Consider the following 22,875-nt stretch of genomic DNA (forward strand, 5'->3'; position numbering starts at 1 on the left):
ATTTGCATATTACACATGGTATGAAAATTCAGTGTTGATACTTGGAATAATATTCTGTACCTCGGGCTTATCCGAATTAACTATTTATCCATTGGTGGATGATTGGGCAATGTGATAATAAAGGTCGTGCCTTGACCAGGTTCGCTTTCCACTCGGATGTCACCCTGATGAAGGGACACGATCTGTTTAACGATTGCTAGTCCCATACCACTCCCGTCGTATTTACGACTGTGGGAACGATCTGCCTTGAAAAAACGGTCGAATATACGCTTCTGGTCTTCCAGGGGAATTCCAATGCCCGTGTCGGATATTCGGACACTTACATGGTTGAAATCCTCTTCGATACGGACTTTAATCATACCGCCATCCTTGGAAAACTTGATGCTATTTCCGATGATATTGGTCCATACCTGATTTAACTGATCGTGATCAGCCGTTACCTTCACGTTCTCCAAATCAAGCTCGAAATGAATGTTGCGCCCAGACCATTGCGGCTGAAGTGCCACAATGACCCGCCGGATCTGTTCATCAAGGCTGAGGGTGTTAAGCCGTAGTTGCTGCGACTGTGATTCCAGCAGACTCAGCTTAAGCAGGCTATCACTCATTTTGGACATTCGTTTCGCTTCAGAGATGATTATATCCAGGTAACGGTTTCGCTCTTGTTCGGAGAGATTTACTTGCTTCAGCGCCGAAGCGTAACCGGATATCGAGGTGAGCGGAGACTGAACCTCGTGTGAAACATTGGTAACGAATTCCCTGCGCATCTGCTCCAACTGCTGCAGATCATGCATCATCTCTTCAAAGCTGCGAGCCAACGTACCTATTTCAGTCGTTTGCTTGATGTTCAGCTTGACATTGAAATCTCCAGCTGCAATCCGTTTGGTCGCTTTGGTCAATTTCTTGATCGGTCTCACCAGGTATACAGAAGCAATCAGAATCAACAGACTTCCTGCAATCAACGAACAGCTTGCAAAGATTAAGCCAAACTGGACTACAAAAGAGGCGGAGGGCGGTGCGAGAGTTTCCAAAAACATCGCTTTTGTGCCCATTTCCGTCTTAATCGGTAGCCCCAAAAGAACGGTAGCGATTCCCTTGGGTGTGTCTTGAACAACCCCTCCATTTAAAACTTTTTTGAGTTGCTCCAACGATACAGCAGCTGATTTATGTCCATTAAGCTTCCCATATGTCTGGAGTTTGCCCGTTGCATCATAAATTCGAATATGATATGAATCAAGCTGTTTCATATTGCTAACGAATAATTCTGCTTCATCCAGAGGCATCGTCTTATATATCTGCACTACGTCTTGGCCAAAGTTGCGTATGTTAATTCGGGCATTTTCGTTCAATTTATCTTCGAATATCCAGGTTGACATAAAAAAAGAAATAACTGTACCAGCGATGACAGAAATCAGAAAGGTTAGCACCACACGAATGTATAATGATCTGATCATTCATGGACCTCAAGTCTGTATCCTAGCCCACGCACCGTTTCAATCCGAAAATCAGGTGTCGTCGCGAATCGTTCGCGCAGGCGCTTGATATGTACGTCTATCGTTCGATCATCTCCGGCGTAATCAATACCCCATATCTGATCAATTAACTGCTCACGTGTGTAGACTTGCCCAGGTGTTCCAGCAAGCTTATACAGCAATTCGAACTCCTTAAGCGGTAACGTAAGCGACTCTGTGCCTCTCATCACCTTATAAGTCTGACGGTCCAGAATAACGTTGCCAAACTGGATTGTATGTGTGGAGCCAATTTTGTAACGCTTCAGTAATGCTCGGACACGGGCGGTCAGTTCCAATGGATCAAACGGTTTCGTCAAATAATCATCCGTACCCAGTTCGAATCCCTTCACCTTCTCCCACGTCTCACCTCTCGCCGTCAGCATGAGTAACGGGAGATCGGGATTGGCTCTGCGGAGTTCCTTGCATAATGCCCAGCCGTCCATAACAGGCATCATAATATCAAGCACGACCAGATCCACTGGCGTCTCGCCGTACACGGTGAGAGCTTCCTTACCGTCCGCAGCTTCCACCGTCGTGAATCCATCGTTTTTGAGAAAGAGACAGACGAGTTCGCGAATGTTCGGATCGTCGTCAGCAACGAGTATAGTAGCCATAGGTTTTTCTGTCCTCTCCAATACGTATGAATATATGGTTCAAATTATAGTTAATCCTGATACATCCTGCTCATTGTATATCCATAGCAAACATCGTATGTTCCTTTAACGTTCCCTGGATCGGGACAGACTGTGACCCGCACGCTGAGAATCCTGCCTTTTGAAGTACACGGATGGACCCTGTATTATCAGGTACCGCGCCAGCCTCGATGCGTGTAATTTCAGTTTCATGTTTGGCGAATTCAAGCACGCATTGCAGGGCTTCGCTCATATACCCTTTTCCTTGATGCAAAATATCCGTCACATAACCAACAATCCATTTTGGAGTGGAATCCAATATGATCTCAAACAAAGAAATCTCACCCACAAGTTCATCCGTTGTATGTAGAAAAATACCGAAGGAATAGCGAATTCCTTCTTCTCTCTTCTTGTCCCAGCTCTCAATGAGTGCCCTTTGCTTTTCCAAGCTGTAGTAAGAGTCATCCCGATTACTTGCAGAGGTTCTCTCAATTGCCTCACGATTTCGAACCTGTAGATCCAGAAGCAATGAGGCATCTTCCACCTTCCAAAATCGTACATAGATACGTTCTGCACTATATTTCATTACATTAGTCCTCCTCTGTTATGTATGGGTGCACAGAGCTGGTCTTTGCGATTCATTGGACCCAGTTTACCGTGTGAGTATTATAGTCTAATTATATCAGGTCATTATAGGAGTACGAGCGAATTAACGAGAATTGTTTCGCCAGAAAATGCGGGGAGTATGGCATATCATTACGCAACCAAGCCACAATGGTACCAATTAGAGCAGACGAACCATACCAGATGGCAATCTCCTTGTGAATGCCGGAATCCTCCAGGACATCTTCCATTTCGGCTCGATCTATCTTAGCTTTGACCAAGGTACTCAACAATTTGAGCAATCTTTCGGTAAAAATCGGTGTGCGCTTTGTGGCAAGTACCACCTGATAGAACGAGGCGTTCTCTGCAAAATGCTCCAGTAACTTGACCAGAACAGGCCAAGCTTCTTCCGTCCTTTGCTTCTCAAAATGAGGAGCATATTCATCCACGATCCGTTCAATATGCTCGATCATCTCATCGGCCATCTTCTCCATCATATCCGTAATATCACGATAGTGCAGGTAGAAGGTTACCCGATTGATCGTCGCTCGTTCGGCAATTTTGTTGACTGACAACTTCTCAATATCCATTTCCTGCAGCAATTCAACAAATGCACCTCGAATTAACTGACGCGTTCGCAATATTCTTGGGTCCACAGCTGATTTCTTCTCGTCTTTCACGTGTATCCCTCCTATCAAATTTTAAACATTACAATTTTAAACAATCAGTCGTTTATTTTTGATTTACACAACAAATTCATTTTATTTGTAAAATAAACGACGAAAACACGCCATAACGTAAATTGTAATCTGTCCGAATATGTATATAATTCAATAAATACAATGTAAACTATACAACACGTTGTAAATTTAGTCACGCGTGGATTGAAAGGATGAAAAGGATTGAGTCAGGCTAGAGTACAAGAAGAATTATCCGTAAAGAAAGGCCCCATCCTGTTTATCATGATTTTGGGAGCCTTCCTTGCAACGTTGAACCAAACGATCATGAGTGTCGCTACACCGGAACTGATGGGTGACTTTAACATCTCCGCCGCAACAGCACAATGGTTAACGACAGGTTACATGCTGGTGAACGGGGTGCTTATCCCCATTACGGCCTACTTCATGCAACGTTTTTCAACCAAGCAATTATTCCAAGCTTCCATGTTTATTTTCCTGATTGGTACCATCGTATCCGCTCTTGCAACCAACTTTGGTACATTGCTGACAGGACGTATGATTCAGGCAGCGGGCGCCGGCATTATCATGCCGCTCTTGATGCACGTTATTTTGACCTTGTTTGCCCCTGAAAAACGAGGATCTGCGATGGGTATGGTTGGCTTTGCCATCATTTTTGCCCCTGCAATCGGGCCTACCCTTGCCGGTTATATCCTAGAGAACTACTCTTGGCAAACGATGTTCTACGGCATGATTCCATTAACTCTTATTGTCATTGCATTTGCGTTTGTATACCTGAAGAATGTATCCGAACGGGTCAACACAAAGTTCGACACAATCAGTGTGGTGCTCTCCACGATCGGATTTGGCGCATTGCTCTATGGTTTCAGCAGAGCAGGAAGTCTGGGATGGTCAAGTGCAGAAGTTCTTATCTGCATTGCGGCTGGAATTGTTTCTCTTGCCCTGTTTACATGGCGTCAGCTCGTTTCCGAAACTCCGCTGCTTGATCTGCGGGCTTTCAAGTACAATATGTTCTCCCTGACCACGGTTATCAGTATCGCGATTACAATGATCATGTATGCTGACATGATGTTGCTTCCCTTGTATCTCCAGAACGCACGTGGTTACACTGCACTGGAGTCCGGATTATTGCTTCTGCCAGGTGCGCTTGTCATGGGCTTCCTGATGCCAGTAGCCGGAAAATTGTTTGACCGATTTGGAGCGAAATGGCTCGCTGTTATCGGGATGGTGATCACCATTGTGACGACAATTGGTTTCATCGACTTAACGGATTCAACCAGTTATGGTTACCTGGTATTAATGTCAACCGGCCGCCGAATTGGTATGGCTTTGCTCATGATGCCGATTCAGACTGCGGGGCTTAACCAACTGCCACCAAGACTTGGTGCACACGGTACAGCTATCTCCAACACCGTCAGACAAGTGGCTGGCGCTGTAGGTACTTCATTGCTCGTAAGTGTCATGACCTCCCGTACAACGGCACACGTACAAGATATGATGGCGACTGGAGCAGCCAATGGTCTCAGTCAAAAACAGCTTGCTACAGAATCCATGATCCAGGGTATCAATGATGCGTATGTTGTTATCATCGGCATCGCTGTTGTGGGATTGGTTCTTTCCTTCTTTATCAAACGTACCAAACAAGCCAAAGAGGAAGAAATCAAACAGGTTGTAAGACAAAAAGTTTCTATCAATTCAAATTAAGGTCTCCAGCCTCATACTTGCTTGCATAACAAAGCGGCAGATCAAGACGTTACGTCTGATCTGCCGCTTTTTGGGTTGTATCCCGTATGATTCCTTCTCACTCGGCAACGATCTTCACTGGCAGATGGGTCAACGACTGCCCCGGAGCTGAAGTGGCCAGATTATTCTCCAGATCAAAGGACTTCACCGGTTCAATCCGAGCGATCTTCTCCACAAATGCTGTCAAGGCAATGCTTAGTTCCATTCTTGCCAGCGGGGCACCTAGACAAAAGTGTGGGCCATTACCAAAGGTAAGATGTTTTTTGTTATTACGACGATGAATATTCAGCTCAAACGGGTCTTCAAACATCTGCTCATCCATATTGGCTGCACTCATCCAAGAGATGACGACGTCTCCTTTTTTTAAATCCACTCCGAGCAGTTGGTTATCCTGCTTCACTGTCCGATGCCGTTTGGCATTATGGAACCGATAACGAAGCATTTCTTCTACTGCGAGCGGAACCCATTCGGGATTCTGTCTTAGTTGATCATACAGACTCGGGTCATCGTACAGGAATGAATAGAACGTATTTGAAACCATATGACTCGTTGTCTCTATACCGGCTCCAAGCAGAAGCATGGTCGTGCGAACAACCTCATCCTCCGTGAACTTCTCCCCCTCAACATCAACGTTCAACAGATCTGTAATGATATCCTCACCAGGATGAGTCCGTTTATGAACCACAATAGGATACAGGAATTGATAGTACTCTTGCGCTGCAATTTGTTTTTTCAGTTCACTCTCTTCAGCAGTCTTCGGATTGGTAGGTTGAAACAGAATATCTACCCAGTTTTTGAAGCGATGACTGTCTGTGAGAGGGATGCCGAGCAGATCAGCCATAACCATCGAAGGCAGCGGAGCAGCCAACGCTTGAACAATATCAATGGTCGTATTCGGCTCAATATCTGCTACCAGCTGCTCTGCAATGTTGCGAATGCGTGGCTCCCAGTTTTTCAGACTACGCGGTGTAAAAGCAGCAGATAACAACGAACGACTTTTTTGATGACGGGGAGGATCGATACTTGATATGTTTAATTTGTCTGGAGGTGTGCCTTCATTGTTCTTCGCTCCAACGGCAATTGTCGTCCGGGTTCCTTCGGCCGAAAAATATTCATGATTACTCAGAACCTGCTTCACATCATCGTATCTGAACACATTCCAGGTGTCTGTATCTTCGTGATAGTACACAGGATGCTCGGACAGCATTTTTCGAAACCAGTGAAGTGGGAAAAACTCTTCAGACCTGGACTGAAACCCCGTGATGTCCTCAACACGTATCACTTCTTTATACATTTGGAATCCACCTCTCAGCATAGTTTCGTGATTGGTTACATGGGTACCTGAATTGACAGTTCAGCACCTGATTCCATTTTATACCATACGTTCATTTATTGATATAAACCATTTGAACTAAATCAGAAAACCCCCTTTATATAAGGGGGTTTTGTTTTATACGTATCGTATATTATTTCTGTCGGTGTTTCAGAGAAATAAGCCATACTAACCGATCAATCGCCTAGTTTCGCCAATGTTTCCTGTAGTTGCTCCAGTTGTTCAGACAGGGTTTCAATCAAGTTCTTCGTTTGGCTTGCCTTCTCCATTAAGATTTGCTCTTCAGAACTGTCTTCCGATGCATTCCTGATTGGTGATGACTTCAATTCCGACAATTCGCGTTTGTATGTTTCTTGTTTCTCCAAAGCTATGCGCAGTTTTTCTTTCGTCGTACCGATCTGATGCTCCAGATATATGATGTCGGACAGGTTCGCTCCATCGGATAAACGTTGTGAATATGTCATGACTCACCTCTTTTAATATCATCCATTGCTTTGCCAACAGTATAGGGCTCAATATCGATATCCAGCTCCATGCCGAGAGCTAGTTTCGCCAGTTGACTCCCGATAAAAGGACCCATGGTCAATCCAGAGGCACCAAGTCCATTCGCGGTAATCAGACCTTGCCAGCCTGGGACAGCCCCCATTACTGGTAGAAAGCCAGGTGTAAACGGACGGAACCCAACTCTTACTTCCTGGAATGTGCTATTGGCTAGCCCCGGCGCCAGTTCCAGACCTTTATTCAAAACTTCCTGCATGCCCCCAGCAGTTACTCTTGTATCATAACCCTCCACATCATTTTCATGAGTGGCACCAATCACGATCTTCTGTTGATCAAAGGCCAGCAGATATTGATCAGAAGGTGGCATGATCACAGGCCAGCGGCCCGTATCCTCCCCATCCGCGACATGTAGATGCATAATTTGTGCCTTTTGATAATGCACTTTAAAGTGTATGCCGAGCGGCTTCAGCAGTTCGTTGGCCCATGCACCTGCACAGACAACGACTTCATCTGCCAGGAAACTCTGATCATTAACATTCACACCAATGACCCGATCCGCTTCGAATTGAAGCGTGGCGTCTCCATGGATCACTTCCGCTCCATTTCGCTGTGCAGACCGGATCAAGGCATCGCGCAGCGCTCTTCCATCTATACGTGCAGCACCGCTGATATGTACCGATTGATAACGTTCATCCAGCAATGGAAAACGTTCACGGGTTTCTTTGTCATCAAGAGGTGTAATATCGCCAATCTCCGGTGCATCTGTTTTGCGAAGATGGGCCCGCTCTTCCATCTTGTTGATTTTGTCCACATCCGTATGAATACTAAGCGCGCCCACTTGAGCATAACCGGTTTCCGTTTCTCCTTCGCCTTCAAGCTCCGCTATGATGCCAGGATAGAACCGCGCACCAGCCTTGGCGAGCTGATACCAGTCCTGATTACGTCGCTGTGACAGCCATGGACAGATGATCCCAGCAGCTGCATCCGTTGCCTGTCCTATATCTTTTCGGTCTACGATGATGACCTCTGCGCCATGTTTGGCTAATTGATAGGCTGTTGATGCCCCCAGAATACCTGATCCAACTACGATGACTTTCTTCATGTTTGCATTCCTTTCTTTAATCACTCATTCGTTATAGCGTATACCGTTTCGCATTCTGTTGGCAAGGCGGCGTACTTTTAGATCCATAAATAGAGGCTGATCAGACCACTGTTCATACTCATTCATCCAATAAAGAATTGTTGAAGCATTTATATGAAAACGTTTTATATATTGCCCGTCATTCAATTAAAATTATTCCATTTATGTAATATAATTCTTTCTAGGTTTCTTTTAACTCTGTAACCACGCCACTTACGCACATGATCCTTTAACGAAAAGAGGAATAACACAACGATGCCGAAACCTAGCATGGGGAATCCGCTGGATACCGATATGCCGCTCATGATTACAGGGCAAAACCAGTTGACCGTTGATGAATTGATGAATTGGAGCGACCATTCACGGGATTACAGCATTGTACAGTGCATCGGAGGAACAGGGCGAATCGCAGCAAAGAATCATGAATTTTCGATCAAAAAAGGGACCGCTCTCATTTTGTTCCCGGAGGTAACCTACCGTTACCACAATCTGAGTGATTCATTACGATTTGATTGTCTGTCTTTCAATGGCTATTTGTTGCCACGGTTCTTGCATTCCTTGCAGATCGGGGAGCTGCGCGCCTTCAAGCCGGATGGAATGCTTCATATCCTGTTGCGTGAAATTACATTGGCGCTGCAGTCCCGGCACAAGGATCAGATCTGGCACGTCTCCGCATTACTGTACATGCTTTTGGTCAGATTAACCATTGAAGGTGAACGCTATAGTGCTTACGAACGTTCTGATGCCCGATTAAGATTGGATGAACTCATTACTTTTATCAAACAAAATTATCATCAGGATATTTCTCTCCCCATGTTGGCTGAGCAGATGGATGTTACCGAGCAGCACCTCAATCGGATATTCAAAAAAGAATTTCAAATGACTCCACTGGAGTATCTGATGCGATATCGGTTGTTGAAAGCCAAGGAAATGCTCATCGAAAATAACGCTACTACCGCTCATGAAATAGCCAAAGCCGTTGGTTTCAATAGTGCCAGTTACTTTGGATCAGTGTTTAAAAAATACGAAGGGATATCCCCTATCGAGCTACGCAAGCAGTATCTGGATTAAAGCGCCTCCATATCAATCTCGGCCAGCGAGGATAACCGCAGTTCATGCATGGCGAATTCCAGACCACGCGTTACCTCGTTAGGCACGATGATGCAACGAATACCTGCAGCATTGGCTGCCTTCAAGCCATTAGGTGAGTCTTCGAACACAATTGCTTCGGAAGCCTCAATCCCAAGACTCTGGAGAGCAAGAAGGTACAGTTCAGGGTCCGGTTTCACTCGCTTCACATCCTCGGATGTATGAACGACTGTGAAATAATCGAAAATGCCTAATTTCTGCAAGTAACCATGCACCCAGTCCCGTGTGGAGCTGGAAGCAACCGCAAGTTGAATCCCCTTCTCCCTCGCAGACTGAAGCAATTCATACACCCCTGGAAGAATGGCGGCCTGTCCCAAATAGACTTCGTATTTCTGTTCAGAGAGAAGTTTGATATGATCATGATCTATCTTTTTTTGGAGCGCCTGCTCCAGATACAGAAATGGATGAAACTCCTCAAAGGATGTCCCCACATTTTTCGACCACAGCTCCAGACCAAGTTCTACTCCGTACTCTTCATAAATATCGCGAAATGCATAATACCAGGGCGTCTCTGTATCCACAATGAGTCCATCAAAATCAAATATAAATGCTTTTACCATGAACCTGTTCTCCCTCCAATGATCGGCCAGGGGAGCGGATTAGAAGCGTGCGGTCAAGTCCGGATGAGTAACGTTCACGGATAAAAAGTGACACGTACAGCCCGTTCCAGTCGGCGATTGTACAACTAATCCAGCTCGAAGTTCCCCTTGAATCGGCATGCCGAAATATCGAATTAGTTTCCACTCTTCCCCATCGGGTGAATAAAAGAATGATATGCAGTCCTCTACTTTGCGTATACGCAGATAAGGATTAGGTACGGAGACTTCCACCGAATTGCAATCATCGGATGAACCATCACGTGTCACCACCGACACGATGGTAGGCACTTTTCCATCATATTCAAAACAAATTTTGCACCAGTTAAGATCATCCGCCATCACCATCAGGCATCCGGAATCATATTGATTTTTCATATCAACGGTTAATTGGGTTGTAATTTCGAAATCGCCAGGCACAGGCATGGACAGGAAAGGAGCAGTTGCACGAATGTGTTTCCCCGCTGGATCTTGGAAAAAGTCTGTGTCCGCCTTCGCTTCCACCAGCACACCTCCCTGATCCGTATAGGACCAGGTTTCGGGCTCATTCATCCAGCTCCATTGCTTCCGTGCTTCTGTTGTCATTACGTTAGTCATTTGTTAGTAGCCTCCCAAGTTAAAATATGTTCTAGAGGTAGTTCAAAAAGTCCGCTTTTGATTACGAAGGATGCCTAGTGGCATCATCAGCATCGAATATGGCATTCAGCCGAAATAAGTGTGGGCTTACGAAGTATGTTTCCTTCGGAAACATTGCAGTTGCTCACGTAGTTTTCCTACGCTCCGCTACTCCATTTCTAGCTTCATCCCATCTTCTCGGTACTGAAAACCGCTCTTTTTGAACATGCATTTACTAGTTTTTTTCTGTACTACATATTCGCCTCAAATACAGTAAACCCCTTTTTCTACATATTTTTGTAAGGTTCCAGCACTTGGGAGTGCTTTTGTGGATCTGGCAGGAAGAACATAATAACCATGAGTACGATATATAGACCAAGAATGACACTGAACAACAGGGTTGGATTGTGATGGTAGAGCAGGCCTGTCAGGTAACCGGATGGAATGGCTGTAAGCGTCATGACGGTCTGCACGGCCGAGAACATATCGGCTTTCTCATGCGTACCCAATCGGTTCATCAGCAGGGAATCCCGGTACGTCTGCAAAATGAAGTTACCCGCAGCGAGCACGATTAGCGTGAGAAACAACATTCCTATATTCCCCACAGGGATCAATAGAAACAGGATGGCTCCGGCCGTGCTAAGCACAATGGAAAAACCAACATACTTTTCCTCCGAACGCCGTTTCAGTCGCGGAATGATGACCAGATAAAGCAGCATGACGGTTACCGCAGTCACTACTGGGATAAACGAAATGACACGGTCATCAAATTTCAACTGTTCCTTGAAGAAAATGACCTGGAAGAAATTCAGCTGCAAGATTAGATTGGACAACACCGTGATCAGAATAATCGGAAAAAGTCTCCGTTTGTAGAACGATTTGCCGAACAGGCGCAGACTGGAACCCAAACTCTGAAGTACACGGGTTTTACTATGCAATCCCATAAGTTCCTTGCCAACTTCAGTCTCATCCGTATATCGGTTACGAATGAAAAACATGGCGGTCATCAGGATGCCCCCGACAAAGTAAATGCTGGCCAATGTAGGCACGATACCAAAATCAGCAATGACAACTCCGGCAATCGGCGTGAGTACCCCAGCCCCTGTAATAATCATGTTGAGAATGGCAAACACCTTGGATCGTTTGTGTTCCTCCACATCCTCTATGATCAGACAGTTAAAGGCGACCGTTACAAACTTGGATGTTGCGTTTAGTAAATAAGCGATCAGGAACAGCCAGAAGTTCTGGGAGAAGGCCCAGATGAACATGGGAACACTCCAGGCAAGCAGATCAAAGATCAGCGTTGTTCGTTTCCGGCCCAGCTTATTCGTAATGGAACCCGCAAACAATTGAAAGATAAAGGCAAAATAAAGATTCACCGAATTGATTAAACCGATTTCTATGTCCGAAAGTCCGGCTTCCTTCATATATAATGGAGCGTAGAAGAGAACGATCGTGCCCGGAATGGCCCATACCGGTTCGAGTAAAATGGAGTAGCGTGGATTCTTCGGCAAATCTTGAAGCAATTTCAATCGATATCCCTTCCTTCTGCGGTTTTCACCGCTGCGAATTCCAACTTCCCGCAGCGGCAAACCCGCTAATGTCTACATGCTTATAGGATAAGAGCTGTTTTGACCGAATTCATCGGCAATTTCTCTCCAGTATGCATGTCATAACCAATCGTTCCGTTAAAGGCCTGTTCATAATCACTCAGCAGTTCCTTGGCTGTCACCATCTGTTCCAGTTCCGGGATGCTTTGGGCAAATTTCAGTGCCGTACTGATCATCGAGTGATTGGCAACCGCACCGATGATACTAATGCCATCATTAATCACGGCTGTTGATTTGAATGTCACCTCATAGCTGTCGTCATATCCCATAGGAATAATTTTGCCGCCTTTGGCAATCAGCTCAAACCCTACATGAAGCTGGTTACCAACCGCGTCCACTACAATATCAAACTTTTTGTTATTATTGATCTCGTATACTTTATCGAGAGTCAGATCCTGAGGATAGAACACATGATCCGCGATCCCTGAAGCGAACTCTTTGCGGTATGGATCAACTTCTGTGCCTACAGTAAGCCTTGCCAATCGTTTGCTAACAAGCTGACACAGGGAACCGATTGCTCCAGAACCGAGGACCAGTACAGAGTCACTTGGCTTAGTCCCTGCTTTCATGAACGTCTGAAGTACACATCCCAGTGGTTCGATCATCATGGCCGTTTCCCAACTCATGGAATCCGGGATAGCATAGATATACTTTTCGTCCCCAACAAAATATTCAGCAAAGGTTCCGTGTGTCGTCATCCCTACTTGATAGTCATCAAAATTCTCGCAGTAGATGAACAGACCCTCACGGCAGTATGAGCAGGTACCGCAAGATTGCGTGGGATCAACCAATACCCGATCACCGATCTTGAAACCACGAACTTCGTCGCCCACCTCAACCACTGTGCCTACGCCTTCATGACCAATGATCGTGCCTTTATTTGCTGGCACTTTGCCTTTGACAATATTCAGATCTGTACCGCAGATGCCTGAACCATAGATTTTAATTTTTACCTGGTTTGGCTTTTGAATGGTTGGCTCCTCGATCTCCTGGTAAGTCACCTGTTTGAGATCCTGATATACGAGTGCTTTCATTGAATAATTCCTCCTAGTCGATTGTCGATTATGATCTATGGATTAAGCTTCAAACGTTTTCGAAAGTTGCATCGCATGAAGATGTTCCTGCTTCTGAATCTCTTTCCAGTCTGACAGGATCTGCAACAGCGCTTCCTCGACCCACAGTAATTCTTCCCGTGTATGGGCATCAGAGAAAATAAAGTATCCTTTGGTGAAAATGCCGAAGTGAGCCATTCTCTTCACCATGAACTCGCGGAAAGGATCTGTTTGAAAGTTATCCTCAGCCAAGGATTGAATGCAGAAGCTTGCATACGTCCCTCTCACTTCCAATTGATCCGTCAATCCGAGTAACACAAGTTCAGATTCCAGACGATCCATGATCCGGGTTGCCGGATCACGCCAAGTCGGCCACACTTTCGCATTTTTCATTAATCGTTCACAGGCAATGGCTGCCGCGAGCGCTGTCGTTTCGCTGGAATGGGCATTACTGAATCTGACCTGTCCTGACAAAGACATCAAGTGCTCAGGCCCCATAACCGCTGCGAGTGGTAAACCGTTGGCCATACCTTTAGAGATACAGAGCAGATCAGGCCAGATGTCATATTCTCCTGCAGTAGCCTGCTTGCCCATTCGAATACCGGAAGTGACCTCATCGAATATGATAATAATATCCAGAGACCGGCATAGATTCACGGCTTCCTCCAGCGCGTCCCTTTTCCACTCGTTGGGGCATAGAACAATACATGCGATATCCTCGGGAGATGAGGTAATCTGAGCCTCAATTCGCTCCGCAGTAGGTTTGTTGATCCAGATTGTTGAACGCTCGATATCCACCGGGATGCCACGTTCTTTCGTCTGGCCACCATAATAACCGTAGGCAGACCAATCGTGCCACCCATGATAAGCTGTTGCAATAACCTTGCTTTTGCCGCTAGCGGCACGGGCCAGACGCACGGCTCCACTCACTGCATCGGCACCACTCTTGGTGAAGCGCAGCGATGGATAACGACCTTCGAACCGCTCCAGAATCAACTCGGCACATTCAAGCTCAATGTCGGCAGGCAAAGAAAAGCTTGTCCCTTTTTTCAACTGGTGAATGACAGTTAATTGAACTTCATGTCTGGCATGGCCCCATGGCGCCGTACCCATGGCCATCTCGCAATCCAGCCATTCATTCCCGTCGATATCTGTAAATCGGGAATTATAAGCCTCTGCACAACATACGGGGGTATGCCCCGGAAATAAACGTTCAGGTGCTTTGGCTAAAGTGCTGCATCCGCTCGGAATTACCTTTTCGACTTGTTCCAACCACTCCAGATTCCGAGTAAATCTTACGGCACGATCGAGCGTGCTCTCTTTTTCTTTCACCTTAAGTACCTCCCTGTTTATTTTCGTTGTGAGTGAATTACCGAACTTTGGTTCCAGGCCAGCATCCATCGTAGATGCGATCCATCGTGATCACATTGCCATACAGGTCAATGATCAGATCCTTGGCTCGATGAGCATGTCTCATCTCAATCCAGTAGCGGTTCTCCAGCAAACGGGCGAAATTGTCCACCAAAAACAGTAATCGGTTCTCACTATGAATCAGTTCCTTGCCCAGTACCTGTGGCAGCCAGATGGCCCCATTGGAATTAAAGCGGTTTGAATAGTCACGTACTTCGGCTACATTTGCAAATTCGGCTTCCTCCAGCTTGGTCCAGAATGTATCGGCATCACTTCGAACCTCGGCAAGGTCAATTCCAACAATCGGCAGATGCTGGTATTCCCCTTGGCTTTCCAGCTGTGCTTTCAGATGACTGAAAACGAATGGCCACACATCAGCCTCGATTTGACCGCCCCACTTTTTCCAGAAGCGTGCCAGATTGTTCTTCCGGTTGAAGTTGCGGTGAATACCGCTGCTGCGTTCCCAGTGATACGCCTGAATATTCGGGTTAATGACCGTATCGTATCCGGCAGCTCGTGCCCGCATCTGATAATCAAAGTCCTCGTATCCGTTAAAGAACTTCTCATCGAGGTTGCCGATGGTCTCATACACCTCCCGCTTCATGCCAAACATGGCGAACACCACCAGTTGAACAGAGAAGGTTTCTTTTGGGATATCATCAGGAGATGCATTCAGGAACAGGTGTCGGCCGATAGTGTCCGCAAAAGCAATGCCGCAATGCTGCACGCCCCCTGTTTGCGGATACAACAGAACCCCTCCAATCATGCCGATCGTAATATCGCTATCCAGTGTCTCTTTCATCATCGGTTGCCAGTTCGGTTGAAGAATGGTGTCAGAATCCAGGAAGAAAATGTACTCTCCCTTGGCTAGACTCAGTGCGCTATTAATCGACACGGCGCAACCGAGTGGAAAATCATGCTGAAGAATCTCGATGGTCACACCTTCTCTTACTTCTTGCTTCAGTTTATCCAGATGTTGAAAGACTGCTGAGCCGGAACCATCGTTGATGAAAATAATCTGGGTGGATGGACTTACCGTCCGGAGCAGCGAATCTGTGAACAAGTTCAAAATGTTATAGTCCTGGTTGACTGGCACAATAATGGTGTAAAGCATGGAATCCCTCCTGATTTGGGTTGATGGAATGAGTACATAAGCTGATTCGAACTGCACAATTGCTGGTATTTCTGTCCGGCCCCCCTTGTTTGAATATTTTGTCTTTATTTGGTAATGATTTGAATCTACTAGAAATTTATATCATTTTTTGTAAACTGGAAATCTTAAATTCTGAACTCTGTTAATATTTGAATATATGAGAAAATCAAGTCTTTGCAGCTTGCGTATTGAGAAACGCTGTTGTGAACGCAAAAAAACACCCTCAAAGAGTCTCCGTACCTCATATAACGGATTTCTCTCTGAAGGTGTTAAATTGTTCATCAAGCTCAAATAATGAATTACTTATCTACAGTTGAATCTCTACATTTCTGTCCGGATCGCTGTATTTATAGATGCCCGGATTCAGTTCAATATGTCCATCAAATGGAATACCTTTGTAGATATCAATATAAATTCCTGAAGATACCATGCCCTTAGGTGTAACTTCAGGCACCACTTCTTTGCCGTTAATACGTAACGTAGTTTGGTTAACACCTCTGAAACTAGGCGTTTTGGAATATGACTCTACAATTAATTCCTCCCCATCCCTATAATAAGAGAATTGTATTTCAAGTCCATCGACAGTGAGTTTGGTGTACTGCTTTTGTTTCTTGGGTTCATTTAAATGAATCCAGTTTTTAGTGGTATCTCGTTTCTCAACAACGGCATCTTTTAAGATGAGTTTCGTTGGAACATCAGACCAGTTCTGATACCACTCAGGGGATTCAAATTGGAATAAATGCTGATAACCGCCGCGATCGTTTCCTATCAAAGTTTTTCCCCCAGTTATTGTATTATCATCTATAACTAACTGGGCTGTATTGTAATGAATAATACCTTTTTTAAGCGAACCCTCTTCATCGATTAGAACCTGGAGATCCAAGGGGGTTATTTTGAGTTGATCTAAAGTGACGCCTGTTTTTTCTTGGAATTTAGGATTGGTATACAATTTTTTAGTGTAAATAGACTCACTTGCTTTTTTTCCATCTGCTACAAAATCAAACTTCCAAGTCGCCAATATACGCTCTGCTTCTTCAATATAACCGAGATGAAGATTCGCATTTGTCCATTCTTTTTCGGTTATATCGAAAACCTGTTCAATCAACAAACCTGTATCTTTACTGGGCAACAAGGTTGGAATTGCCTCTAACACTTGAGAGCCTTCATGTACTACCAAGTGAGGATTACCTCGTCCCATATCAGATGGGGATGAAGCAATTTTATAACGAATAACGGTTTGATTTGCCGAATGGTTAACGGATTCAATATGGATCGTTGGATATTGCGTAACTCCAGTGACTATCGTATCTCCAACAGTAAGAGATGACTTTAAGGAAACATCCCTATCCCGGTAAAAAACAAGATTTTGCGCTTCGAATGTATATTCTTTCGTACCATCCTTTAATGTATCAGGTGTTTCATAGACCCCAATGAGTTTTTGGCTCTCAGGATCGTATCCTAAGGAACCATATACTTTCGCCTTCGAATCGGACTCATCTTTTAAGATATTTTTCTCCGTAGCAAACCCCGTATACTTTGAAAGATCGATTGATGTGTCCAGAGATATGAGCATCTTCATTTTTTCTCCATCTGTTACAACACCGCTTAGATTCATTGTCACACCTGAACTAGCGGACTGAAGATCATATTGCTGACCTATACCATTATTTATTGCGCTTGCGACCCCCCGGCCTCCGATTCGATCCCAATCAATCGTCATACTGGCGAATACAGGAATAGCAACAAGTAAGAAAAAAGTAAAAAGGATGCTTATAGGAATTGCTTTAGCTCGATATCCAATAGGCTTTTGTGAAGATTTCAGATTGACTCGTCGTTTATGTGCTTCTTTTTCAATGGTTGTCCACATCAAATCATAATCCGGATGAGATATATTTTTTTCCTTATTATACTGATTCATTATTACTCAGCTCCTTTAGTTGAGGTTTAACCATTTTATTGAGAAGTTTTAATCCTTTGTTTAATCTGGATTTTGCAGTCCCTTCAGGTATGTTCATAACTTTAGATATCTCAGGTACAGTCAAATCATTGATAAATCGAAGGACAACAACCGTCCTAATCTTGTCAGGAAGCCCACTATATAATCCTCGTAGCTCTTCTTTTGTTTCCCTATGGTACACACCCTCTTCCACAGGGTTATAACTCTGGGATTTGGACAACAAATAATGCCGCATTTCTTTCAACCATCCAGATTTCCGTCTTCTCATAACGCTATGACACTCATTTGAAGCAATTCGCAATATCCATGATTTCATGTTCCTTACCTTAGTTCTGTCTGCCAAAATAACTTTGACAAATACTTCTTGGCAAATGTCCTCGGCATCTGCTTGATTCTTCATCAGATAATAACAGAAATAATAAACTTGCTCTTTGTACAATTCAAAAATTTCTCTGTCAGTCATTCTATCCCCCCCTTTGCCGTGTTTTCATTAATAAGACAAATAATGTTATGTAATCGTTCATTTTGTTTATAGTTGGTTTTGCTAAATTCTCGGATACCTAGAATAGATTAGTTCAATGTCTCTGCTTGAACAGGTATTTTATACATGTAAACAAGCAAAAAAAGCCGCTAAATTAGCGACTTTATGAAATCATTTGGTCATCGATTATCGAGCTAATGCTGTTGGGTTTATTCTCACTCCTAATTTTCACTTCTGCTTAAACCCATGATAAAACGTGTCTACTACAAGCGCTGGGGCTGCTTTTCTCGCGATATGACCACTCACAACCTGCTGCCACGTCAGGAACATGATGGAATACAGCACATCGACAATCCAGGTTTTATCAAGATCGGAGCGGAAATAACCTTTCTGTTGTAACAGACTGACTGCATGCAGTACCGGTTCTCTCAGTTTCAGATCTGCTCCCTCAATCTCTGGATTATAGTTAATGGTGGTGTCATGAGCCAGAAAATATATTTTGTCGCCTAATGGAATCAGCGCCTCAATCAGCTCAGGTATGTACTTTTCACAGTGCTCTTCATCCAGTTGAACTTGTTGCATAGTCTCACTGACCACTTCGATTGCGCGTAATCCCAGATGAACCATGAGCTGTTCACGGCTTTCCACGTATCGATGTAACGTAGCGATACCGATTTTTGCAGATTCTGCAATTTCATTCATGGAAGCATTCGGTTTTTCAATCAATAATTTGGTGGCCTCGTCCAAAATGGAATTGAGCCTGGTTTGTTTGATTGTAGTCATTTCCTTTTTCATTGGTATTACACCTCTTAGCGAGTATAGTTCAACAATTGATCTGTTCATCCATCATATGATTGGATTAGACTATAAAATTATAGCATACTTCCTGACCATACCAATGTGTGCGTGTAACAAACAACTTTTATATGGTTGATCGAGATATGAGAATATGTAAAGTTTAAGAGCCGCCATATGGCGGCTCCTAACAAGGAATTGTTCTTCGTTAATACTCATAGTTCAATGATTCTTGTTGCAATATTGGTACAAAATTCACGATCATGTTCTACAAAAAGCAGGGTTGGCGAGTATTCCAGCAATAAGTCTTCGATCTGCATACGTGAAATGACATCTACAAAGTTGAGTGGTTCATCCCAAATATGCAGATGAGCTTTCTCACTAAGACTTTTGGCAATGAGCACTTTCTTTTTTTGACCTGCGCTAAACGTTGAGATATCTTTCTCCAATTGCAGTCTGGAAAAATCCAACTTTCGAAGTATTGATTTAAACAGGCTTTCATCAATTCCCTGTGTGGCCGCATACTCAGATAGATGCCCTCCGAGATCGGACGTGTCCTGCGATACATACGAGATTTTAAGCTGATGATCCTTTCGGAAAAGACCTGTATAAGCAATATCTTCACCACAGATCAGTTTAAGAATGCTGGATTTGCCAGATCCATTTTTACCGTAAAGGGCAATACGATCTCCTTTTTCAACCGTGATACTGACATCCTTGCACACCGTATTGGACCCGTACAATATCGACACATGTTCCAATTCGACAAGTTCATGCTTGTGAAAATCCAGCTGATGGATCTGCAGTCGTTCTGCACTCTCGATATTTTTGAGAAGTTTAGACTTATCTTGAATCGCAGATTGCTGCCTTTGTTCAATATTTTTGGAACGTTTCATCATTTTGGCAGCCTTATGCCCAATATATCCTTTATCCACCTTGGAACCGGAGTTTCTCGTACCATTTTTGGTCTTTTCGACTTCATGCGACCATCCGCCGGTCCGTTTGGCAGAATCGGATAAACGCTTGATATCTTTTATTAATTTCTCATTACTCGCAAGTTCAAACTGATCTTGCCTTCTTTTATTTTCCCACCAAGCGGAAAAATTGCCTTTCTGAATCTCGATGTTACTCTTATTGATGGAAAGGATATGGTCTACACTTTGATCCAGGAAGGATCGATCATGAGACACCAAAATAAATCCACTCTTGCTGCGGAGATAATCACCTACGATTTCTCTCGCATGAAGATCAAGATGATTGGTTGGTTCATCAATGAGCAGAAACCGATTGTCCTTCAGGAACAAGGCAGCCAGCATCACCTTTGTTTGTTCTCCATTGGATAACGTGTCGAAAGGCCGATACAATACATCTTCCGACACTTTCAACAGGTTAAGCTCGCGCACAACTTGCCAGTGCAGATATTCAGGATGAATCTCGCCGATGACATCGACCGTCATGGCTCCCTTATTCTCTATCTGGAAAGGAAAGTATTCAAAGCTAACATTCGCAGAGATATGTCCGCTGTATTCATATTTGCCGAGCAACAGATTGAGGAATGTCGTTTTGCCTCTGCCGTTCCTTCCGGTAAAACCCAATTTCCAATCGGAGTCCAACTGAAAACTAACATTTTCAAATATATTATCGTAACTGCCTTCATAAGCAAAGGTCAGATTAGTAACGTTGATTAAAGACATGCAGATCATCCTTTTTATGTGAAATATAAAAGTAAACTGACGGGATTTCACCATCGAACATGGCATGGATTCCCTCACTTTAATATTTGAACATAATCAGAATTTAGATTCGCTTATGCGATCATGAAACTGGCGATAAAACCTTCAGCGCCAAGTAGATCTATGCATAGGAGGATAAAGTGTCGGATTCTGATTAGTAATATTGTGAACCATGCCAATGTTCGAGTTCGTTGACAGGTCCACATAAACATCTACAACCTCTAATTCTGTCATCACTTTATCACCCCTTCGAAGCTTAAAATTTAATACAGAAAACTTAACATGGAACAACAACACGGGTCAAGGCGAGAAATCAGATAAAACCTCTCCATATAACCCTCCCTGATTAATATAAATATCCTAAGAAATCGAGTTCTCCTTCTTCCCATTGCTGGCTTCCAACTGCTTTGATCATTAATCCCTCCACCTTCTGATGCCCAACTCCAACTGTGGTTAAGGTTTCATGATCAATTTTCAACCACTTACATGTGTTGCTTACCGTTTTGAATCCATTTTTGCTATATAATTCCTCATGATCCGCAAATAAAAGGACAAAATCAACACGCGCTTTGGCCAACCTTTCTACTTCGGAAATTAACAATGAAGCGATTCCCTGAGAACGTATAGCAGGAGAAACACACAAATCGATTATCCCCAACACTCTTATGGGTTTTCCATTTAAATTCATCATTCTGTAATCTAGTCCTACATGCCCAACTAATTGGTTATCAGGGGTAAAAGCCAATACTCTGCCCTGTGGTATTTGCTTAAAAAACAATCGATCTTTCGGATACACCTCTGGAAAACTGGCAAACAGCAATTCTTGAAGAAGAGTTGACCATTCTTCACTTAGATCCACATCATTTGTTTTAATTATTTTCAATAAAATCCTCCTAAACCAAGTGATTCTGTCCTTTACTATCGTTATCAACCTTACTTACCTTTACGCAGATCTTCATGATGTACTCTCGTCATGATTGACTCACGGAAGGTAGGCATCCTCTACCTCAACTTTTCGTTCATTCCCCATCGCAATGTATCTTACGTTAATGACATTTCCTTTCTGAAAGTGGGGAATATGTGTGATTGGAATATAAGTCTCTACAATTGTTGGGAAGGTGCGGCCGTCCACTTGGGTTACAGTCAAATCCAATCGTACCCCCGGCCTTCCATCCATACTGGATGATGTCTGTACAATATCATGAATAATCGCTTCTGCTGGAATTCCGTCCATCAGAATGCTCTTTCGAAGATGCTGATTCTCTTTATTGTTACGTAGCAGTTTAAATGCCATAATTGTAGTGATTGTGCCTGTTATAAGCCCAAAGACAATAATAGCAACAATAGTAATTAATGTGACGGTCATGATAACCTCCTTTTAGTTGAAACTTATGTTAACTACTTCTTGTTTAGATCTCTTATTCCTGCCAATTTGCTTGAATGGGAAAGCTTTAACGTCAAAAAAGCCGCCTTAAGGGCGGCTTGCTGCTGTGTATGTTCAACTCAATCTACTTTCGCACCATACGAGCGTACAAACAGAACGGCTTGTTCGCGATCCAAACGTACGCCTTTGATATCCAGTGATTTCAGATCGATTCCTTCCAGGTTAGCCCCTCTAAGATCGGCCCCTTGCAGCTTAGCTCTGCTTAATACAACTCGGGTAAGATCACAGTCTCTCAAATCCGCTTTGGTGAAATCCGTGTCCGTAAAGTCAGCCTCAAAGAAACGAATTCCTCGCAGATCCTGTTTCCCCAAACGTGTATGTCTCAGATTTGTATAGGACCAATCGCCGTGACTTAGTGTGATGCCATCCATTTGCGCACCTGAAAAGTCTGAGCCTGTCATCTTGCAGGAGCTGAATTTGGAAGCAAAGAGATTTGCACCACCGAAGGTGCAGTTTTCAAAAGCCGATTCCGTATGAATCGAACCATTCATGGAAGCCCCTTTGAAGTCACACTCGATAAAACGACAGTTACTCGTTTCGATTTCTTCCATAGAAGCGTTCATAAATGTACACTGCTTAAAAACACAACTTATAAGTTCTCCATAGCGCAGATCACGTCCCTCAAAATGTACTGCTTCATATTCCTGATCCTTATATTGATACACTGGTTACACCCCACATTGTATATTTCTCATCTTACTTCATTAAAGAACTTTTTATA

At 43.9% G+C, this 22,875-nt stretch carries 22 protein-coding genes; 2 read left to right on the forward strand and 20 right to left on the reverse strand.

Annotated features, from left to right (window positions below; translation table 11 throughout):
- Nucleotides 1–80: 80 nt before the first annotated feature.
- From FE296_RS29465 to FE296_RS29480, 4 genes are all read right to left on the reverse strand, one after another.
- Nucleotides 81–1,451, reverse strand: a complete 1,371-nt coding sequence (locus FE296_RS29465) for a sensor histidine kinase (protein ID WP_150367348.1) — start codon at nt 1,449–1,451, stop codon at nt 81–83.
- Nucleotides 1,448–2,122, reverse strand: a complete 675-nt coding sequence (locus tag FE296_RS29470) for a response regulator transcription factor (protein ID WP_124114570.1) — start codon at nt 2,120–2,122, stop codon at nt 1,448–1,450. Before FE296_RS29470 ends, FE296_RS29465 begins: the two co-directional genes overlap by 4 nt.
- Before the next feature lie 70 nt (nt 2,123–2,192).
- The gene (locus FE296_RS29475) at nt 2,193–2,726 is read right to left on the reverse strand and encodes a GNAT family N-acetyltransferase (RefSeq protein ID WP_150367349.1); all 534 of its coding nucleotides are present in this window, start codon (nt 2,724–2,726) and stop codon (nt 2,193–2,195) included.
- 91 nt (nt 2,727–2,817) lie between these two features.
- On the reverse strand, nt 2,818–3,423 hold the full coding sequence (locus FE296_RS29480; protein ID WP_124114568.1) for a TetR/AcrR family transcriptional regulator: 606 nt from the start codon (nt 3,421–3,423) through the stop codon (nt 2,818–2,820).
- 282 nt (nt 3,424–3,705) lie between these two features.
- On the opposite strand from FE296_RS29480, the gene FE296_RS29485 reads away from it, so the two are divergent.
- Nucleotides 3,706–5,145, forward strand: coding sequence for a DHA2 family efflux MFS transporter permease subunit (locus FE296_RS29485; protein WP_150367711.1), 1,440 nt, complete (start codon nt 3,706–3,708; stop codon nt 5,143–5,145).
- 97 nt (nt 5,146–5,242) lie between these two features.
- Here the strand turns inward: FE296_RS29485 and FE296_RS29490 are convergent, their stop codons facing one another.
- The 3 genes from FE296_RS29490 to FE296_RS29500 form a co-directional block, all read right to left on the reverse strand.
- Nucleotides 5,243–6,478 carry a cytochrome P450 gene (locus FE296_RS29490; protein ID WP_124114567.1) on the reverse strand — a complete coding sequence of 412 codons (1,236 nt, stop codon included), beginning with the start codon at nt 6,476–6,478 and terminating at the stop codon, nt 5,243–5,245.
- Between the two features lie 215 nt (nt 6,479–6,693).
- On the reverse strand, nt 6,694–6,981 hold the full coding sequence (locus tag FE296_RS29495; protein WP_124114566.1) for a hypothetical protein: 288 nt from the start codon (nt 6,979–6,981) through the stop codon (nt 6,694–6,696).
- Nucleotides 6,978–8,120: an NAD(P)/FAD-dependent oxidoreductase gene (locus tag FE296_RS29500; protein WP_150367350.1), complete on the reverse strand. Its 1,143-nt coding sequence runs from the start codon at nt 8,118–8,120 to the stop codon at nt 6,978–6,980. Before FE296_RS29500 ends, FE296_RS29495 begins: the two co-directional genes overlap by 4 nt.
- Nucleotides 8,121–8,414: 294 nt before the next feature.
- On the opposite strand from FE296_RS29500, the gene FE296_RS29505 reads away from it, so the two are divergent.
- A complete protein-coding gene (locus FE296_RS29505; protein ID WP_124114564.1) occupies nt 8,415–9,230 on the forward strand; it encodes an AraC family transcriptional regulator in 816 nt (271 codons plus the stop codon).
- Here the strand turns inward: FE296_RS29505 and FE296_RS29510 are convergent.
- From FE296_RS29510 to FE296_RS29570, 13 genes are all read right to left on the reverse strand, one after another.
- Nucleotides 9,227–9,868 (reverse strand): HAD family hydrolase, encoded by a 642-nt coding sequence (locus tag FE296_RS29510; RefSeq protein ID WP_150367351.1) that lies wholly within the window; start codon nt 9,866–9,868, stop codon nt 9,227–9,229. The genes FE296_RS29505 and FE296_RS29510 overlap by 4 nt on opposite strands.
- Before the next feature lie 39 nt (nt 9,869–9,907).
- Nucleotides 9,908–10,501, reverse strand: a complete 594-nt coding sequence (locus FE296_RS29515) for a DUF1349 domain-containing protein (protein ID WP_150367352.1) — start codon at nt 10,499–10,501, stop codon at nt 9,908–9,910.
- 305 nt (nt 10,502–10,806) lie between these two features.
- Nucleotides 10,807–12,051, reverse strand: coding sequence for an MFS transporter (locus tag FE296_RS29520; protein ID WP_091030860.1), 1,245 nt, complete (start codon nt 12,049–12,051; stop codon nt 10,807–10,809).
- An 80-nt stretch (nt 12,052–12,131) separates the two neighbouring features.
- On the reverse strand, nt 12,132–13,163 hold the full coding sequence (locus tag FE296_RS29525) for a zinc-dependent alcohol dehydrogenase (protein ID WP_017688645.1): 1,032 nt from the start codon (nt 13,161–13,163) through the stop codon (nt 12,132–12,134).
- 42 nt (nt 13,164–13,205) lie between these two features.
- Nucleotides 13,206–14,513: an aminotransferase class III-fold pyridoxal phosphate-dependent enzyme gene (locus FE296_RS29530; protein WP_150367353.1), complete on the reverse strand. Its 1,308-nt coding sequence runs from the start codon at nt 14,511–14,513 to the stop codon at nt 13,206–13,208.
- A gap of 37 nt (nt 14,514–14,550) precedes the next feature.
- Nucleotides 14,551–15,705 carry a glycosyltransferase family 2 protein gene (locus FE296_RS29535; protein WP_150367354.1) on the reverse strand — a complete coding sequence of 385 codons (1,155 nt, stop codon included), beginning with the start codon at nt 15,703–15,705 and terminating at the stop codon, nt 14,551–14,553.
- A gap of 346 nt (nt 15,706–16,051) precedes the next feature.
- Nucleotides 16,052–17,662, reverse strand: coding sequence for a DUF4179 domain-containing protein (locus FE296_RS29540; RefSeq protein WP_150367355.1), 1,611 nt, complete (start codon nt 17,660–17,662; stop codon nt 16,052–16,054).
- Entirely contained in the window at nt 17,649–18,164 is a 516-nt protein-coding gene (locus FE296_RS29545) for an RNA polymerase sigma factor (protein WP_150367356.1), read from the reverse strand. The genes FE296_RS29540 and FE296_RS29545 overlap by 14 nt, the downstream gene beginning before the upstream one ends.
- 246 nt (nt 18,165–18,410) lie before the next feature.
- Nucleotides 18,411–18,977: a TetR/AcrR family transcriptional regulator gene (locus FE296_RS29550; RefSeq protein ID WP_150367357.1), complete on the reverse strand. Its 567-nt coding sequence runs from the start codon at nt 18,975–18,977 to the stop codon at nt 18,411–18,413.
- Nucleotides 18,978–19,192: 215 nt separating this feature from the next.
- Nucleotides 19,193–20,671 (reverse strand): Lsa family ABC-F type ribosomal protection protein, encoded by a 1,479-nt coding sequence (locus tag FE296_RS29555; protein WP_150367358.1) that lies wholly within the window; start codon nt 20,669–20,671, stop codon nt 19,193–19,195.
- A gap of 385 nt (nt 20,672–21,056) precedes the next feature.
- Nucleotides 21,057–21,593 (reverse strand): GNAT family N-acetyltransferase, encoded by a 537-nt coding sequence (locus tag FE296_RS29560; RefSeq protein WP_150367359.1) that lies wholly within the window; start codon nt 21,591–21,593, stop codon nt 21,057–21,059.
- A 99-nt stretch (nt 21,594–21,692) separates the two neighbouring features.
- Nucleotides 21,693–22,076: a hypothetical protein gene (locus FE296_RS29565; protein ID WP_124114555.1), complete on the reverse strand. Its 384-nt coding sequence runs from the start codon at nt 22,074–22,076 to the stop codon at nt 21,693–21,695.
- Nucleotides 22,077–22,213: 137 nt separating this feature from the next.
- Entirely contained in the window at nt 22,214–22,819 is a 606-nt protein-coding gene (locus FE296_RS29570; RefSeq protein ID WP_036608249.1) for a pentapeptide repeat-containing protein, read from the reverse strand.
- Nucleotides 22,820–22,875 lie beyond the last annotated feature (56 nt).

It is taken from the genome of Paenibacillus sp. UASWS1643 (genome assembly GCF_008693195.1).
Taxonomy (GTDB): Bacteria; Bacillota; Bacilli; order Paenibacillales; family Paenibacillaceae; genus Paenibacillus; species Paenibacillus amylolyticus_B.